Origin of the sequence: Gordonia polyisoprenivorans (assembly GCF_017654315.1) — a bacterium.
GTDB lineage: Bacteria > Actinomycetota > Actinomycetes > Mycobacteriales > Mycobacteriaceae > Gordonia > Gordonia polyisoprenivorans_A.
In genome coordinates this window covers 1710382-1726323 of the sequence record NZ_CP072203.1, presented here as the reverse complement: position 1 = coordinate 1726323, position 15942 = coordinate 1710382, and the positions used below count along the sequence as shown (strand labels likewise).

General features: G+C 67.9%; 13 protein-coding genes. 4 read left to right on the top strand and 9 right to left on the bottom strand.

From position 1 onward, the window contains the following. Positions 1–34: 34 nt before the first annotated feature. The 7 genes from resB to J6U32_RS07810 form a co-directional block, all read right to left on the bottom strand. Positions 35–1762, bottom strand: a complete 1728-nt coding sequence (resB, locus tag J6U32_RS07840) for a cytochrome c biogenesis protein ResB (protein ID WP_208794481.1) — start codon at positions 1760–1762, stop codon at positions 35–37. Further along, positions 1759–2547, bottom strand: a complete 789-nt coding sequence (locus tag J6U32_RS07835) for a cytochrome c biogenesis CcdA family protein (protein WP_208794479.1) — start codon at positions 2545–2547, stop codon at positions 1759–1761. The genes resB and J6U32_RS07835 overlap by 4 nt, the downstream gene beginning before the upstream one ends. Further along, the gene (locus tag J6U32_RS07830; RefSeq protein WP_208794477.1) at positions 2544–3221 is read right to left on the bottom strand and encodes a TlpA family protein disulfide reductase; all 678 of its coding nucleotides are present in this window, start codon (positions 3219–3221) and stop codon (positions 2544–2546) included. Before J6U32_RS07830 ends, J6U32_RS07835 begins: the two co-directional genes overlap by 4 nt. Positions 3222–3348: 127 nt before the next feature. Then, positions 3349–3975: a histidine phosphatase family protein gene (locus tag J6U32_RS07825; protein WP_006372682.1), complete on the bottom strand. Its 627-nt coding sequence runs from the start codon at positions 3973–3975 to the stop codon at positions 3349–3351. Continuing rightward, positions 3975–5312: a glutamate-1-semialdehyde 2,1-aminomutase gene (gene hemL / locus J6U32_RS07820; protein WP_208794475.1), complete on the bottom strand. Its 1338-nt coding sequence runs from the start codon at positions 5310–5312 to the stop codon at positions 3975–3977. The genes J6U32_RS07825 and hemL overlap by 1 nt, the downstream gene beginning before the upstream one ends. Before the next feature lie 69 nt (positions 5313–5381). Next, positions 5382–6287, bottom strand: a complete 906-nt coding sequence (locus J6U32_RS07815) for an SGNH/GDSL hydrolase family protein (RefSeq protein ID WP_208794473.1) — start codon at positions 6285–6287, stop codon at positions 5382–5384. Further along, positions 6284–7810, bottom strand: coding sequence for a PucR family transcriptional regulator (locus tag J6U32_RS07810; RefSeq protein ID WP_208794471.1), 1527 nt, complete (start codon positions 7808–7810; stop codon positions 6284–6286). Before J6U32_RS07810 ends, J6U32_RS07815 begins: the two co-directional genes overlap by 4 nt. 181 nt (positions 7811–7991) lie before the next feature. On the opposite strand from J6U32_RS07810, the gene gabT reads away from it, so the two are divergent. From gabT to J6U32_RS07790, 4 genes are all read left to right on the top strand, one after another. After that, positions 7992–9359 (top strand): 4-aminobutyrate--2-oxoglutarate transaminase, encoded by a 1368-nt coding sequence (gene gabT, locus J6U32_RS07805; RefSeq protein ID WP_208794470.1) that lies wholly within the window; start codon positions 7992–7994, stop codon positions 9357–9359. 65 nt (positions 9360–9424) lie between these two features. Continuing rightward, positions 9425–11383 (top strand): primary-amine oxidase, encoded by a 1959-nt coding sequence (locus tag J6U32_RS07800; protein ID WP_208794468.1) that lies wholly within the window; start codon positions 9425–9427, stop codon positions 11381–11383. 56 nt (positions 11384–11439) lie between these two features. Then, positions 11440–12909, top strand: a complete 1470-nt coding sequence (locus J6U32_RS07795) for an NAD-dependent succinate-semialdehyde dehydrogenase (protein ID WP_208794466.1) — start codon at positions 11440–11442, stop codon at positions 12907–12909. A 72-nt stretch (positions 12910–12981) separates the two neighbouring features. Continuing rightward, on the top strand, positions 12982–13560 hold the full coding sequence (locus tag J6U32_RS07790; RefSeq protein WP_208794464.1) for a YdcF family protein: 579 nt from the start codon (positions 12982–12984) through the stop codon (positions 13558–13560). A 64-nt stretch (positions 13561–13624) separates the two neighbouring features. Here J6U32_RS07790 and J6U32_RS07785 read toward each other — a convergent pair whose 3' ends face one another. Then, positions 13625–14518: an endonuclease domain-containing protein gene (locus tag J6U32_RS07785; RefSeq protein WP_208794462.1), complete on the bottom strand. Its 894-nt coding sequence runs from the start codon at positions 14516–14518 to the stop codon at positions 13625–13627. Positions 14519–14723: 205 nt separating this feature from the next. Beyond that, on the bottom strand, positions 14724–15887 hold the full coding sequence (locus tag J6U32_RS07780; RefSeq protein ID WP_208794460.1) for an acyl-CoA dehydrogenase: 1164 nt from the start codon (positions 15885–15887) through the stop codon (positions 14724–14726). Between the last annotated feature and the right edge of the window lie 55 nt (positions 15888–15942).

The following is a 15942-nucleotide window of genomic DNA, read 5'->3' as shown; positions in this document are numbered from 1 at the left end:
GGAAGAACATGCGGCCGCCGTGGGTGCGCCCGTGTCAGAGTTTGCGCCATCTCGACATGCGTTTCGCCGAGCCAGCGCCGGGCTCCACCAACCCGGCCGCCTGCTCGTCGAAACCCTCGCCCCAACCGGCCTGATCGGTCCGGGCGAGGCCGCCGATTTCTACTACCGTACGTCGTTTGCCGTTGTCGGTGCCCGTCCGGTCCGGATCGGCCGGCACCAGCCGCACCCAGATCCGGCGTCGGCGCACCAGCAGCGACACCAGCAGACCGATCAGCATCGCCACCGCCGACACCAGCACCCAGTCCTGGGCGGGGTCGTGCGAGACCTGCACCGACACCCAGCGCTGGTAGCCGTCGAAGCTGACGACGGTGCCGTCGGCCAGGGTCGTGCTGGCGCCCTTGGCGAGGTTCACCTGGGCCTGTCGTTGCAGCCTGCCCTGGTTGATGAGGCTCTGGTCGAGCGAGTAGGCGTTCTGCGGGAGGCCGGTGTCGAGTCCGGTGTCGCCCTTGTAGATGCGGATCGCGACCTGCGGGTCGTTGGGCACCGGCGACGACGAACTGAGCAGGGTCCCTTGGTAATCCGCGGTCGGGGCGAAAAGTCCCTCGATGGCGATCTGGTTCTTGCGGCGCACGTCCTCGTCGGGGTAGAGGCCGGCCGGGGTGTCGAAGCGCACCGCGCCCGAGGAGAGCATCGTCTGCAGCTCGTCGGGGATGAACAGGGCGGTCTGGGTGCGCTTCTCCCCGTTGGGAAAGGTGACGGTGAACGTGGGGGCGAATCCGTTGCCGAGGACGTAGACGCGGTCGCCGGCGACCCGCAGCGGGTCGTTGACCTTCACCGACCTCTGATGCCAGTCGCCGGCGGAGGTGCCGGCGCCCTTGGTATAGGACATCTTCGCGTCGTACATGTCGGGCTGACCGTTGGGCAGGAAGGTCGCCGAGAACGCGTCGACCTTGAAGCAGAAGTGGTTGAGGTCGGTGCCGTCGACCATCGCGCCGGCCCGGAAGGAGTCGTACACCGCGGTCGAGGTGTTGCACAGGCCCTCGCCGTCGGCGACGAGACTGCGGGTGCCCTCGTAGCCGTAGAGCTTGCCGAGCGCGATCGACACCAGCAGGGCGAGGAGGGCGAAATGGAAGACCAGGTTGCCGAATTCGCGCAGATACCCCTTCTCCGCCGAGACCTCGACGACCTTGCCTGTTGCCGCGTCGTCGCCTGTTGCCGCGTCGTCGCCCGCTGCTGCGTCATCACGGACGACGATGTTGCGGCGCCAGCCCCGCAGGTTCGACGAGACCCGCTCGGCGATCTCCTCGGGATCACCGTCGACGGTGGTGGTGAGGTGACGCGGCAGGCGACTCAGATTGCGGGGCGCGGCAACCGGTTTGGCGCGCAGGCTCTTGGCGTGCTCGATCAGTCGCGGGGTCAGGCAGCCCACCAACGACACGAACAGCAGCACATAGATCGCGGTAAACCAGGCGCTGGAGAACACGTCGAACAGCTGCAGCTTGTCCATCCACATGCCCAGGGTGCCGTGGTCGGAGATGTACTTCAGTGTCTTCTGCTCGTTGAGTTCGCGCTGTGGGAGCAGGGCTCCGGGGATCGCGGCGAGCGCGAGCAGGAACAGCAGCACCAGCGCGGTGCGCATCGAGGTCAGCGACCGCCACAGGTTGCGCAGCGGCCACAGCACCCGGCGCAGCACCCAGTGCGGGCGGCGCGGCGGGGTGGGTTGGGCCGGGTGGTCGGCGAGCGCGGTGTCGGCGCGGGTCATACCGGCAACACCTGATCGGTGATGAAGGCGTCGCGCACCCAGACGATGAACTGATCCCACAGTCCGGTGACCAGCGCGATACCGACGAGGATCAACATGACACCTCCGAAGACCTGGATGGCGCGGGCATGGTTGCGCAGCCAGCCGAGGCTGCGCAACGCCCACGCCGAGGAGAACGCGAGCACCACGAACGGGATGCCCAGACCCAGGCAGTACGCGATGATCAGGGTGACGCCCTTGGCGGCGGTCGCGCCCTCGGTACCCGACGCGGTGGCGATGACCGCGGCCAGCGTCGGCCCCAGGCACGGCGTCCAGCCGAGCGCGAACACCGCACCGAGCAACGGGGCACCGACGATGTTGGACACCATCCGCGGGGCCATCCGGACCTCGTGCTGCATCATCGGGATCAGACCGATGAACACCAGCCCCATCACGATGGTGACCACCCCGCCGATGCGTTGCAGCAGTTCGTGATTGACGATGACGGTGCTGGTGAAACCGATCACCGTCGCGGTGGCGGCGACAAAGACGACGGTGAACCCGAGGACGAACAGCAGGGCGGCCACCGCGACGCGCGAGCGACCGCGTTTGGCCGGTTCGCCGACGGTGACCGCGGGGGCCTCGGCACCGACGAGTCCGGCGAGATACGACAGATACCCCGGGACCAGTGGCACCACGCACGGCGAGGCGAACGACACCATCCCGGCGACCGCCGCCGCGGCCACCCCGAGCAGCAGCGGCCCGGAGGACACCGTGTCGGCGAAGGTCTGTCCGATACCGCTCACTGGGGCACCTCGGCAGACGACGGAGCGGCAGACGCAGGGGTGGACGACGCGGGCGCCGTGGAAGTACTCGATGCCGGGGAACCACTGGGTGCCGGGTCCTCGGCGATCACCTTGCCGACCATCGCGCCGAGTTCGTCGGCGCTGACCGCGCGCAGGAACACCGCGGCCGGGCGATGCTGCCGGTCGAGCACGATGGTCGTCGGCACCACCGACGTCGGGGTGGTCAGCGCGGCCAGCGAGGCCCCGGCAAAGTCGTAGATCGACGGATACCCGACGTGGCGGTCGTCCACGAAATCCTGTGCCGATTGCTGATTGTCACGCAGATTGATGCCGAGGAAGTTGACGCCCTGGTCCTTGTACTGCTCGTAGACCTGCTCGAGGGCCGACGCCTCACCGCGGCACGGGCCGCACCACGAGCCCCACACATTGATCACGACGGCTTTGTCGGCGAACTCGGGGTCGCTGAGCGACAACGGCTTTCCGGTCGTCAGGTTCTCGCCGGAGACGTCGGCGATGTGTTTGCGGTCGGCCTGATCGTAGGTGATGACGGTCTGCCCACCGGGTGAGACGAACTGGAAGGTGTCGCCCTGCGAGACCGCGTCGTCGCCGGTACCGCACGCGGTCAACGCCACCCCGAACGCCAGTGAAACCAGCAGCGCGGCAACGATTCTCACGATCGGCGCGTTTGCGACAAGTCGGGCGCGGGGTCGCGAGGGGTGCCGGTGGCCTCGTTCCGACGGGGTCGGACACACGTCACGACCACCACGATCTCGCACCCTCACGCGTTCAACACTCTCCTGCTCAGGCCCCGGTCACGAGTGGATCCGACGCACCGGCCGGCTCGGAATAGATGATGTCGACGAGGGCGTCGTCGTCGTAGATGAGGCTGGTCAACGACGCGAGCGAGCACTGGCGACGACGCGGATCGTGCCAGAGGCGCTGGCCCTCGAGGAAGCGGCGCAACGTGTACACCGGCAGCTGATGACTCACGCAGACGGCCTCGTGGCCGCGGGCGGCGTCGCGGGCCTTGTTGGCCGCGGCCAGCATCCGGTGCGCGAGCTGGATGTACGGCTCGCCCCACGACGGGGTGAACGGGTCGCGCAGCTTGGGCCAGTGCCGCGGCTTGCGCAACGCGCCGTCGCCGACCGAGACCTTGAGTCCCTCGAAGATGTTGTCGGCCTCGATGAGTTCGTCGTTGGTGAGGATCGGCAGGTCGTGGGCGGCGGCGATCGGTCCGGCGGTCTCCTGTGCGCGCTGCAGCGGGGAGGCGAACACGGCGGTGATGTCGTGGTCGGCCAGCGCGTCGGCGACCTTGCGGGCCTGCGCGCGACCGGTGTCGGAGAGATGGAAGCCGGGCAGCCGTCCGTAGAGGATGGCGTCGGGATTGTGCACCTCACCATGGCGCATCATGTGAACGATCGTGTGCATCAGCTCTCCCCGGGAGTGGGCGCGGTTGCCGCGGCCCGCGCAGCGGCCGGCAACGCGTCGGCAATTCGAGTGAAAGCATCCTCGTCCAGCGCCGCCGAGACAAACCAGGCCTCGAACGCGCTGGGCGGCGGGTACACACCGGCGTCGAGCAGGGCGTGGAAGAACGGTGCGAAACGCCAGGTCTGGGTGGCCTTCACGCCCGCGTAGTCGACGATGCTGGTGTCGGCGGCGTCGTCTGTGGTGAAGAACACACTGAGCAGGTTGCCGGCCTTCTGTACGCGGTGGGCGACCCCGGCGGTCTGCAGGGCGTCGGTGAGCAGGCCGGCGAGGCGGTCGGCGTTGGCGTCGAGGGCCGAATAGACCGCCGCGTCGGCGGTTCGCAGCGTGGCCAGGCCGGCGGCGACGGCCACCGGATTCCCCGACAACGTGCCCGCCTGATAGACGGGGCCGGTCGGGGCGAGTCGCTCCATGACGTCGGCGCGACCGCCGAAGGCGGCGGCGGGCAGGCCACCGCTCATCACCTTGCCGAAGGTGTAGAGGTCGGCGCCGACACCCTCGAGTCCGTACCAGCCGGCCGGGCTGACCCGGAATCCGGTCATCACCTCGTCGATGATCAGCAGGGCACCGTGACGGCGGGTCAGCTCACGCAGGCCTGCGTTGAAACCGTCGACCGGGGCGATGGCGCCCATGTTGCCCGCGGCGGCCTCGGTGATCACCGCGGCGATGTCGTCACCGAACTCCTCGAAGGCCTTCGCGACGGCCTTGAGGTCGTTGTAGGGCAGCACGAGGGTGTCGTGGGCGGCGGCACCGGTGACGCCGGGGCTGGTCGGCAGGCCGAGGGTGGCCACACCCGAGCCGGCGTCCGCGAGCAGTGCGTCGACGTGGCCGTGGTAGCAGCCGGAGAACTTGATGATCTTGGGGCGGCCGGTGAAGCCGCGGGCCAACCGGATCGCCGACATGGTCGCCTCGGTGCCGGAGTTGACCAGCCGCACCCGCTGCACCGGGTCGACGCGGTCGATGATCTCCTCGGCCAGCTCGATCTCGGACTCGGTGGGCGCGCCGAACGACAGTCCGCCCGCGGCGGCTCGCTGCACGGCCTCGACGACGGCGGGGTGGGCGTGACCGAGGATCATCGGCCCCCACGACGACACCAGGTCGACGTAGTCGTTGCCGTCGACGTCGGTCAGCGTGCAGCCCGTGGCCGACGCGATGAACCGGGGATCGCCGCCGACGGCGGAGAACGCACGCACCGGCGAGTTGACCCCACCGGGGATCGCATGTTGCGCCCGTTCGAACAGCTCACTGGACTTCACGGCGACGTCGGCGGATCTGCTCACGGCCTCCAGTGTTCCAAATGGCACCGAGTGAGAGAAATTCGGCCTGGTCAGGGCGCTGCCGGGACGTGCTCACCGCCCCAGCGCAGCCTCGATCCGCGCCGCGATGGCCTCGTGGCCACGGGCGTTGGGATGCACCGTGATCCGCGCCGTGGTGCCCTGCTGCGGTTCGATCCAGCGCGCCGCACCCGCGCACGCGTCGTGGCCCTGCGACACCTGCGACATGTCGACGAAGGTGACGCCGGTCTTCTCGGCGGCGCGACGCACTGCGTCGTTGAGGTCGGCCTGCAGTCCACGCAGATACGGCACGTCGCCGGGCGCGACACGCATCGCCGGGTAGCAGCCCTGCGTGGCGGGCAGAATCCACGGATAGCCCACGATGACGACGCGGGCGTTAGGGGCGCGGGCGCGAATCCGGGCGAGGCCGTCGACGAGAGCGGGGTAGATGTCGGCGTCGATGGGTGCGGTCAACTCCGAGCCGTAGCGATCCCGGCACGGCGAGCCCGTGGGGACGCCGGTGCTGCCGGCGATCGCGTCACCGCACTTGCTGATCGCGCCGCCGAAGGTGTTCTCGTCGTTGCCGCCGAGCATCAGCGTCACCAGGCGGGTCTGCGGCCCGAGTGCGTCGAGTTGTGGTGGTATGCCGAAGTATTGGCTCGTGGTCAGGTCGGCGGTGTCGGCACCCGAGCAGCTCACGTCGGTCAGCGGCAACCGGCGTTGCGCGGCGACGAGGTGGGCGAAATTGATCGCCGACCGCTGACACAGGAACGGTGAGTCCGCTTGCACCGGAAGCGCTCCGGCGCCCGCGGCGTAACTGTCGCCGAGGTTCACATATGGGGTCGCGGCCGGGGCGGTGCCGGTCGAACTCGGGGACGACGAGGACGACGAGGACGGCGCGGGAGATCCGTCGTCGGCGCCGCAGCCGACGACGAGGATCAGCAGCGCCGCGAGCATCGTGGCGAGCACCCCGCGCCTCATGCGTCGGCCCCGAGCATCATCAGCAGCAGTTCGGCGCGGGTGCGGGCATCGGCGAGGTCGATGGCGAGCATGTCCTCGACGCGCTCGATCCGGCTGCGCAGGGTATGTCGGTGCACGCCGAGTGCGGTGGCGGCACTCCCCCAGTTTCCGTTGGCCTCGAGATACGCCAGCAGACTTTGATGCAGCGTTGTGCCCTGAAGACGATCGTGGTCGAGGATCGGCGCGAGACGCCGATCGTGGTTGTCGGCCAACGCTTGTCGGACCGGGTCGACCGCCAGCAGCGACTGCGCGTCGTCGAGGTCGACGAGTTGCCCCACCGCGGCCGATCGACAGGCCATGCGGGCCTGCGTGACCGACGCGGCGACCGCGGTGGTGTCGGGCGTCCCCGCCGCGTCGGCCAGGCGGACCGGCGGGCCGATCCCGCCGCGCACCGTCGCCGCGGTCGCGAGCACGCTCAGCAGGCCGATCGCCACATCGACGGGGTCGTCGCCGCGCAGCAGGGTCGCCACCTCGGCCCCGGCGCGGTGCACGAACACCGGGCGCCACCGGCGTTCGAGTTCGTCGGTCAGGCGTGCCTGCCCCCGCTCGGCATCGGCGTCACCGGCGAAGGTGAACACGACCGCCCGCACCGCGTCGTCGGGGCTTGCGGCGCGCCGCAACACCCGCAGCGCGGTGGGCCCGACGACTCCGTCGAGTGCCGATCCGAGCACGTCGGTTTGCAGCAGGGCCATCTCCCGACGCACCTCCTGCGGTTTGGCGTATTCGATGGCCAACAACGAGGTGGCGTGGCCGACCAGCATCCGGTTGACCTCGTCGAGCGGCGCACCGACGACGCCGAGGAATCCGAATGTCCTTGTGGCCGAGCCGATCCGGGTGACCATGAAGGTGACGTCGTCGGCGACGAACACCGCACCCGCCGACGCCGGGTCGCGGGCGACGAGGGCACGGACCCGGGCGAGATCGTCAGGGTCGGGCGGGGCGGGCGCGGACGCCACCTCGGCGTGGTTGGCGTCGAGGAGCAGCACCCGACGCTCGATCGCGTCGCCGAGTTCACCGACCACCGCGGCCGGGCCGCGAGCCACCGCGGCACGTGTCATGCGGGGTTGCGCGCGTGTCGCCGACACCAGGCGGGCCGAGCGGCCGGCGGCGATCTGGTCGAGCAGGGCGCGGGTGATCGCCGAGAACGGGATGTGCAGCGGAACCTCGAACAACGGAAGGCCCACGTCGTCGGCGGCACTGATCATCGCCTGCGGTATCGCGTCGAAGCCCAGGCCCACCCCGAAACCGAGGGCGGCGACCCCGACCTCATCGAGGGAGCGGACATAGCGTTGCTGCTCGGCGGGGTCCTCGGTGAGTCGGAGTCCGGTGGTGAGCAGCACCTCGCCGCCCACCATCCACTCGGCAGCAGTGAGCAGCTCGGAACTGACCGCGCTGTCGATGGGGCGTTCGAGGCCCGCACCGCCGGCATGCAGCACCAATTCGAGGCTGCGTTGGGCGATCAGCCAGCGAACGGACGTCGACACCCGTTCACCGTACGCCCGGACTGGACATCGTGGAGTGTCACCAGGAAATCGATGGACATATTGTCAGGCGCGTGAACCGGGTCACTGGGCGAACACTGATCACCAGCAGCGCCCAGTGCGGCCGCACACTCCAGGCCCCCACACAACAGGCCCCCACACAACGAGCACGAGGTGACACCCGATGACCGCTTCCGCCACCGAAATCGTCTACCGCCTGCCCCAGGAGCGACGGCTGGTGACCGATCTGCCGGGCCCGCGGTCGATCGAGCTGGGTGCTCGCCGCTCCGCCGCGGTGGCCGCCGGGGTGAGTTCGATCCTGCCGTCCTACGCCGCCGACGGTGACGGTGGCGTCCTCGTCGACGTCGACGGGAACTCGCTGATCGACCTCGGCTCGGGTATCGCGGTCACGTCGGTGGGCTCGGCCAACCCCGCGGTGGCCGCAGCCGTCGGCGGCCAGGCCGCCCACCTCATCCACACCTGCTTCATGGTCGCGCCCTACGACAGCTACGTCGCGGTGGCCGAGAAACTCAACGCGCTCACCCCCGGTGATCACGACAAGCGCACCGCCCTGTTCAACTCGGGTGCCGAGGCCGTCGAGAACGCGGTGAAGATCGCGCGCCTGGCGACCGGGCGTGACGCGGTGGTCGCCTTCGACCACGCCTATCACGGCCGCACCAATCTGACGATGGCGTTGACCGCGAAGAACATGCCGTACAAGGCGCACTTCGGTCCGTTCACCCCCGAGGTGTACCGGATGCCGATGAGCTACCCATTCCGTGACCAGTTCGGCGCGGACGGCAAAGCCGCAGCCGAACATGCGATCTCGGCGATGACGACACAGATCGGCGCCGACTCGCTCGCCGCCATCATCATCGAACCCATCCAGGGCGAGGGTGGATTCATCGTCCCCGCACCGGGATTCCTGACCACCCTGGCGCAGTGGTGCCGCGAGAACGGCGTCGTCTTCATCGCCGACGAGGTGCAGGCCGGATTCGCCCGCACCGGAACGTGGTTCGCGTGTGAGGACGAGGGCGTCGTCCCCGATCTGATCACCATGGCCAAGGGCATCGCCGGCGGCATGCCACTCTCGGCAGTGACCGGCCGCGCCGAACTGCTCGACGCGGTGCACGCCAGCGGACTCGGCGGCACCTATGGCGGAAACCCGGTCGCGTGTGCCGCGGCCCTCGCCGCGATCGAGCAGATGGAAACCCTCGATCTGGCCGGGCGGGCCCGCACCATCGGCGAGATCATCACCTCCGTCCTCTCCGAGACGGCCGATGAGCTTGCCGCGCAGGGCAAGCCGGTGATCGGCGAGATCCGCGGGCGGGGCGCCATGATGGCGATCGAACTGATCCGCCCCGGAGGGCGGGAAGCAGACCCGGACCTCACCAAGGCGGTCGCCGCGGCATGTCACGCCCAGGGCGTCATCGTCCTGACCTGCGGCACCTATGGCAACGTGATCCGGCTGTTGCCGCCGCTGGTGATCGGCGACGACCTGCTCCGTGAGGGCCTCGGCGTGCTGAGCGACGCCATCAAGTCCCTCGTCTGATCGCCCCCGCCCGATACGCCCCAACCGTCCACTTCCGAAAACCGCTGCGAGACAAAGGACACCGTATGCACCCGCTCGATCCACTCTCCGCCGACGAATTCCGGGCCGTTTCCACGGTTCTCTCGCGCGAGCAGGGCGTCGGCGACGGATGGCGGTACGCCTCCATCGAACTCGCCGAGCCGGGTAAGGCCGAACTCGCCGCGTACGAGGCCGGCGGCACCGTCCCCGCACGACGGGCGATCGTCATCTGTCTCAACAGTTCCGAGAACCTGACGTACAAGTCGGTGGTACGCCTCACCGACGAGACCGTCGAATCGTTCGATCTGGTCCCGGACGTGCAGGCAAACTTCACCGTCGATGAGTTCGAGGAATGCGACCGGGTGTTGCGAGCACACCCGGAGGTGCAGGCGGCGCTCGCGCGACGCGGGATCACCGATCTCGACCTGGTCTTCATGGACACCTGGACCTACGGCGGCGCGCTGATCCCCGAGGAGTTCAAGGGCCGGCGACTGGGCTGGTCGGACACCTGGGTGAAAAACGCCGAAGGCGCCAATCCGTACGCGAATCCCGTGTCGGGGCTGCACTGTGTGATCGACGTGAACACGATGGAGTTGCTGCGCATCGAGGATGCGGCCGCCGAGAGTGGGGCCGATGGCTCCGGCAGCTTCGAGCGTCCGCAGGTGATGGGCGAGTATGTGCCGCGCCATATCCCACAACGCATACGCGACACCTTCGAGCGCCCGCCGCTCAAGCCACTGGAGATCACCCAGCCCGAGGGGCCGTCGTTCACCCTCGACGGCAACCGGCTGACGTGGCAGAACTGGTCGCTGCGAGTGGGTTTCAACTACCGGGAGGGCATGACCCTGCACTCGGTGACCTACACCGACGCCGGGCGCGAGCGGTCGGTGGCGCATCGCATGTCGTTCGCCGAGATGGTCGTCCCCTATCGCGACCACTGCGAGGACCATTACCGCCGTACCGCTTTCGACATCGGCGAGTGGGGTCTGGGCTTCATGACGACCTCGCTGGAACTCGGCTGCGACTGCCTCGGCGAGATCCGCTACCTCGATGCCGTGTTGCACAACAGCGCCGGTGAGCCCTACACCATCACCAACGCCATCTGCATCCACGAGGAGGACAACGCCGTCCTCTGGAAGCATGTCGATCACGATGCCGGGGCCGAGGTCCGGCGTATGCGGCGACTCACGGTCAGTTTCCATGTGACCGTGGCCAATTACGAATATCTGGTGTACTGGCGGTTCTATCAGGACGGCAACATCGAGTGCGAGGTCCGCGCCACCGGCATCATGGTGACCACACCGATGCCGCCCGGGGTGACCAGCAATCCGCACGGCACCGTCATCGACGATCGCACGTATGCACCGTTCCACCAGCACTTCCTCGTCGCGCGCCTCGACCTCGACATCGACGGCACCGACAACACCGTGTTCGCCTCGGAGACCGTCGCCGAGCCGATGGGTCCGGGAAATCCGCTCGGACTGTCTTTGACGCAACGCAATACGGCACTGCGCACCGAGAGCGAGGGCATGCAGGACCCGGACTTCGCGACGCAGAAGAGCTGGAAAATCGTCAACACCAACCGCACCACCGAACTCGGTCACCATCCGGCCTACAAGCTGTCCCCGACCGGCGCGTTCCCGGCGATGTTCGATCCCGCCTCGCCGGTCTTCCAGCGTGCCACCGTCATCGGCCACACCCTGTGGGTGACGCCGAACAGTACCGACGAGCGTTGGCCCGCAGGGGAATTCGTCAACCAATCCGAGCGCGACACGGGTTTGGCGGAGTGGACCAAGAACAATCGGTCGATCGAGAACACCGACGTCGTCCTCTGGTATGTGTTCGGCATCCACCACATCACCCGTCCCGAGGACTGGCCGGTCATGCCGGCCGACGTGGTCTCGTTCTGGCTCAAGCCTTTCGGCTTCTTCGACCGCAACCCGGCACTCGACGTCGAGCCGTCGCCATCGGCGCACTGCCACGCGTCGAACACCGAGCACCACTGAATCGGCAAACACCACCGAACACCGGCGCATCCAGCATCGCAGCGAGAGGACCTTCCATGAGCACCACCGAGATCATCGACACCCAGGCCGTTCTCGACGGCGTACCCACCGGCTTGTGGATCGGCGGTGAGTCGGTCGACGCGTCGGATGCGGGCACGTTCACCGTCTACGATCCGGCGACCGAGGAACCGTTGACCCAGGTGGCCGATGCGACCGTCGAGGACGCCCGCCGGGCACTGGACATCGCGACCTCGGTTGCCGACGACTGGGCGGCGACCCCGGCTCGCGAACGTGGCGAGATCCTGCGTCGCGCTTTCGGTCTCGTGGCCGACCGCACCGACGATCTCGCGATGCTGATGACCCTTGAACTCGGCCGCGCGCTGCCCGACAGCCTCGCCGAGGCGCGCTACGGCAACGAGTTCCTGCGGTGGTTCGCCGAGGAGGCGGTACGCATCGACGGCCGGTTCACCCATTCGCCCGCCGGGACCGGCCGGATCGTGGTCACCCACGCCCCGGTCGGGCCGTGCCTGGCGATCACGCCGTGGAATTTCCCGCTGGCCATGGGAACGCGCAAGATCGGTCCCGCACTCGCCGCGGGCAACGTGATGCTGGTCAAGCCGGCCCATGAGACGCCGTTGACGATGCTGGCGCTCGCCGAGATCTTTGCCGAGGCCGGCCTGCCCGCGGGCGTGCTGTCGGTGTTGCCGACGATGCGGGCGCGGGAGGTGTCGTCGGCGATCATCGGCGACGACCGGATTCGCAAGATCAGCTTCACCGGCTCGACCCCGGTCGGCAAGAACCTGCTCGGCCAGGCCGCCGAGCGGGTACAGCGCACGTCGATGGAGCTCGGCGGCAACGCGCCGTTCGTCGTGTTCGACGACGCCGACGTCGACAAGGCCGTCGAGGGTGCCTTCCTGGCAAAGATGCGCAACGGCGGCGAGGCGTGCACAGCGGCCAATCGCTTCCTGGTGCAGTCCGGTGTGGTCGAAGAGTTCACCGAGAAGCTTGTCGAGAAGATGTCGGCGGTCCGGATCGGGCCCGGCTACGACGACGGCGTGACCCTCGGCCCGCTGGTCAGCGCGGCGCAGCGCGACAAGGTCGCCGAGGCCGTGGAGACCGCCGTCGCGCACGGCGGCAGGGTTCGCCTGGGCGGCAAGGCTCCCGGCGGAAAGGGCTTCTTCTACCCGGCCACCGTCGTCGACAACGTCGACGCGTACGCGCCGGTCACCCGCGGCGAGATCTTCGGCCCGGTGGCCGTGATCAGCTCCTTCGACTCCGAGGACGAGGCGATCAAGGCCGCCAACTCTACCGAATTCGGTTTGGCCGCATACTTCTTCACCCGCGACCTGGATCGGGCACTGCGCGTGTCGACGGCGCTGGACTCCGGCATGGTGGGGGTGAATCGCGGAGTGATCTCCGACGTCGCCGCACCGTTTGGCGGCGTCAAGGAGTCCGGCATCGGTCGCGAGGGCGGTTCGGAGGGCATCGAGGAGTATCTGACGGTCAAGTACGTGGCCTTCACCTGATCCGCGCGAAGTGATCATTCGAGGCCAAAGAGACAATTAGTACGGCTAATAGTCTGCGCTATGCTACATCGCATGCGGCTTCGGGTGGTGGCATTAATCGTGGCAGTGGTTCTCGCGGTGACCGTCGGCGGCCTGGTGTCGTCGCCGGCCCGCGCGGACAACGGCTCCTCGGATTGGAGCAGTTCGGGTCTGGGCAGCTCGGATCTGCTCTCCCCCACCAGCCTGTTCCTGTGGCAGAGTCCACCGACCCGTTACATCGTCGTGCTGGGGGCCAAGATGGGAACCTTCGGTCAGACGCCGACGATCCTGAATGAGCGCCTCGACACCGGCGCGGCCTTGGCTCGTTCGCATCCGTTCAATCGGGTCATCGTCTCCGGCGGCGATACCTGGTGGCTGCCGGTGTCGGAGGCACAGTTCATGAATCTCGGGCTGATGAGGCGCGGTGTGCCGATGTGGCAGATGGTCAACGAAGGCCGCTCCACCGACACCGTGGAGAACGCCACCTACACCGTCGCCATGCTCAAGGCCATGGGCGCCACCGGCGCGCTGATCGTTACCAACGCGTTCCACATGCCCAGGGCCATGCGCGATTTCCGGGCGGCCGCGGCCAAAGAGCACGCCGCTCTGCAGTTCCAGCCGAGCTACGCCTGATCGTCTTTCGCCGACCGGGCGCTCGAATCCATCGACCGTGCGCTCATTTTCGTCGACCGTGCGCTCACGAGTAGTAGCCGCCGCGTGTGCGGATGGCCTCGGCGATCTCGTTCACCACGCCCATGGGATGGGTCCTCATCCGATGCTTGTTCGCGCGGATGACCTTCCAGCCGAGTCTCGCCGACTCCGCGTCGCGCGCGGCATCGCTCGCTCGTTGTTCGGGACTGGAATGGTATTCCTCACCGTCGTACTCGATGCCGATCTTCAGCTCAGGGTAGGCCCAGTCGTGGCGGGCAACGAGGATGCCGTACTCGTTGAAGACCTCGTATTGCACGACCATCGTGGGAAGTCCGGCGTCGTCGAAGAACAGGCCGCTCGAACTCTCCTGCGGCGACTCCGAGCGTGAATTGATCCGCGGGATGAGACCTTTCAGCTGGCGTACGTATCGGACGCCCTTCTGCGTCTCGGCGTAGTCGGCGAGTTCACCGAGGTCGTATGCGGTGGCCGCGGCGAGCGCGTCGAGATGGCCGATCGCGCGCATTCTCGGCTGAATCCTCCCGACGTCGAAGGCGGTCCGGATCGGCGAGGTGACCGCGATGCCATCGATGACCTCGATGTGTTCGGGCGGCAGATCCACCCTGCGGGGGATGGAGCCCCGCGCCGCACGGCCAGAGGCGCTGGCACCTCGGATGAGCAATATCGGGAAATCCGAATCGAACCACCGGGAACCGTGCATGACCATGGCGGCCTGACCGCCGACCACGGGATCTCCCTGCGCCGCAGAGGCGATCGCGATCACCCGCTGACGTGCAGTGAGCATCTCGCCGCGCCCGATGTGCGCTTCGCCGCGAAGGAGCCGGAATTCCGCGGCGAATCGTTCAGGCGACATTCCCGGTTCCGAGAGGGCGTCGCGTCGAAGTACGAGTTCGGGTGTCGCTGTGGGTTCATCGATGGTCATGGGAGATTCGACGCAGCCGTCGCCTCGATGGTTCCGTCGAAATCGGCACATGTGCGGAAGAGTGGGCTCGGGGGACGCCCGGTCGGTGAATTCGAGCGCACGATCGACGCGTTTGAGCGCACGATCGACGCAATTGAGCGCACGGCCGACGCGAAACGGCGCCCGATCGACGAGTCGATGGGGCGCCGTTTCGGCCGGGACGGGCTCAGCGCAGCAGTGCGCGGCTCATCACCACACGCTGAATCTGGTTGGTGCCCTCGTAGATCTGGGTGATCTTGGCGTCGCGCATCATCCGCTCGACCGGGAAGTCACGGGTGTAGCCGGCGCCGCCGAAGAGCTGCACGGCGTCGGTGGTGACCTCCATGGCGACGTCGGAGGCGAAGCACTTCGACGCCGAGCTGATGAAGCCGAGGTTCTTCTCGCCACGCTCGGCGCGGGCGGCGGAGGTGTAGACCATCAGCCGCGCGGCCTCGACCTTCATCGCCATGTCGGCGATCATGAACTCCACGCCCTGGAACGAACTGATCGGCTTGCCGAACTGCTTGCGGTCCTTGACGTAGGCGATGGCGTTGTCGAGCGCCCCCTGGGCGATGCCGACGGCCTGCGCACCGATGGTCGGGCGGGTGTGGTCGAGGGTCTGCAGCGCGGTCTTGAAGCCGGTGCCCTCGTCGCCGATGATCCGATCCTCGGGAATGGTGCAGTCCTCGAAATACAGTTCGGCGGTGGGCGATCCCTTGATGCCGAGCTTCTTCTCCAGCGGGCCGACGGTGAAGCCCGGGTCGTCCTCGTGGACCATGAACGCCGAGATGCCGTTGGCCTTCTTCTCGGGGTCGGTGACCGCCATGACGGTGTACCAGGATGACTTGCCGCCGTTGGTGATCCAGCACTTGGAGCCGTTGAGCACCCAGTTGCTGCCGTCCTTGCGGGCGCGGGTCTTCATCGACGCCGCATCCGAACCGGCCTCACGCTCAGAGAGGGCGTAGGACGCCATCGCCTCACCGGAGGCGATCGACGGCAACACCTTGGCCTTGAGTTCGTCGGAACCATTGAGGATCAGTCCCATGGTGCCGAGCTTGTTGACGGCCGGGATCAGCGACGACGACCCACACACGCGCGCAACCTCTTCGATGACGATGCAGGCGGCCACCGAGTCGGCACCCTGTCCGTCGTACTCCTCGGGGACGTGGATCGCGTTGAATCCGCTGGCGACGAGCGCGTCGAGGGCCTCCTGCGGGAAGCGCGCATTCTCGTCGACGTCGGCGGCGTGCGGTGCGATCTCCTTCTCCGCGAGCGCACGGATCGCCTCACGGAGCGCGACATGCTCCTCGGGCAGTTCGAAGACGTTGAATCCGGGATTTCCAAAGGCCATGGGGGCTCCTCCTCGATGCGCGCGAAGTGGCGCGCGACGGTGATCGATGCTCGTC

Excerpts from the sequence above, each read along its gene's own strand:
- gabT (WP_208794470.1), top strand. The coding sequence starts at position 7,992 with ATGACCGCTTCCGCCACCGAAATCGTCTACCGCCTGCCCCAGGAGCGA.
- resB (WP_208794481.1), bottom strand. The coding sequence starts at position 1,762 with ATGACCCGCGCCGACACCGCGCTCGCCGACCACCCGGCCCAACCCACC.
- J6U32_RS07790 (WP_208794464.1), top strand. The coding sequence starts at position 12,982 with ATGCGGCTTCGGGTGGTGGCATTAATCGTGGCAGTGGTTCTCGCGGTG.
- J6U32_RS07825 (WP_006372682.1), bottom strand. The coding sequence starts at position 3,975 with ATGCACACGATCGTTCACATGATGCGCCATGGTGAGGTGCACAATCCC.
- J6U32_RS07815 (WP_208794473.1), bottom strand. The coding sequence starts at position 6,287 with ATGAGGCGCGGGGTGCTCGCCACGATGCTCGCGGCGCTGCTGATCCTC.
- J6U32_RS07800 (WP_208794468.1), top strand. The coding sequence starts at position 9,425 with ATGCACCCGCTCGATCCACTCTCCGCCGACGAATTCCGGGCCGTTTCC.
- J6U32_RS07795 (WP_208794466.1), top strand. The coding sequence starts at position 11,440 with ATGAGCACCACCGAGATCATCGACACCCAGGCCGTTCTCGACGGCGTA.
- J6U32_RS07785 (WP_208794462.1), bottom strand. The coding sequence starts at position 14,518 with ATGACCATCGATGAACCCACAGCGACACCCGAACTCGTACTTCGACGC.
- J6U32_RS07780 (WP_208794460.1), bottom strand. The coding sequence starts at position 15,887 with ATGGCCTTTGGAAATCCCGGATTCAACGTCTTCGAACTGCCCGAGGAG.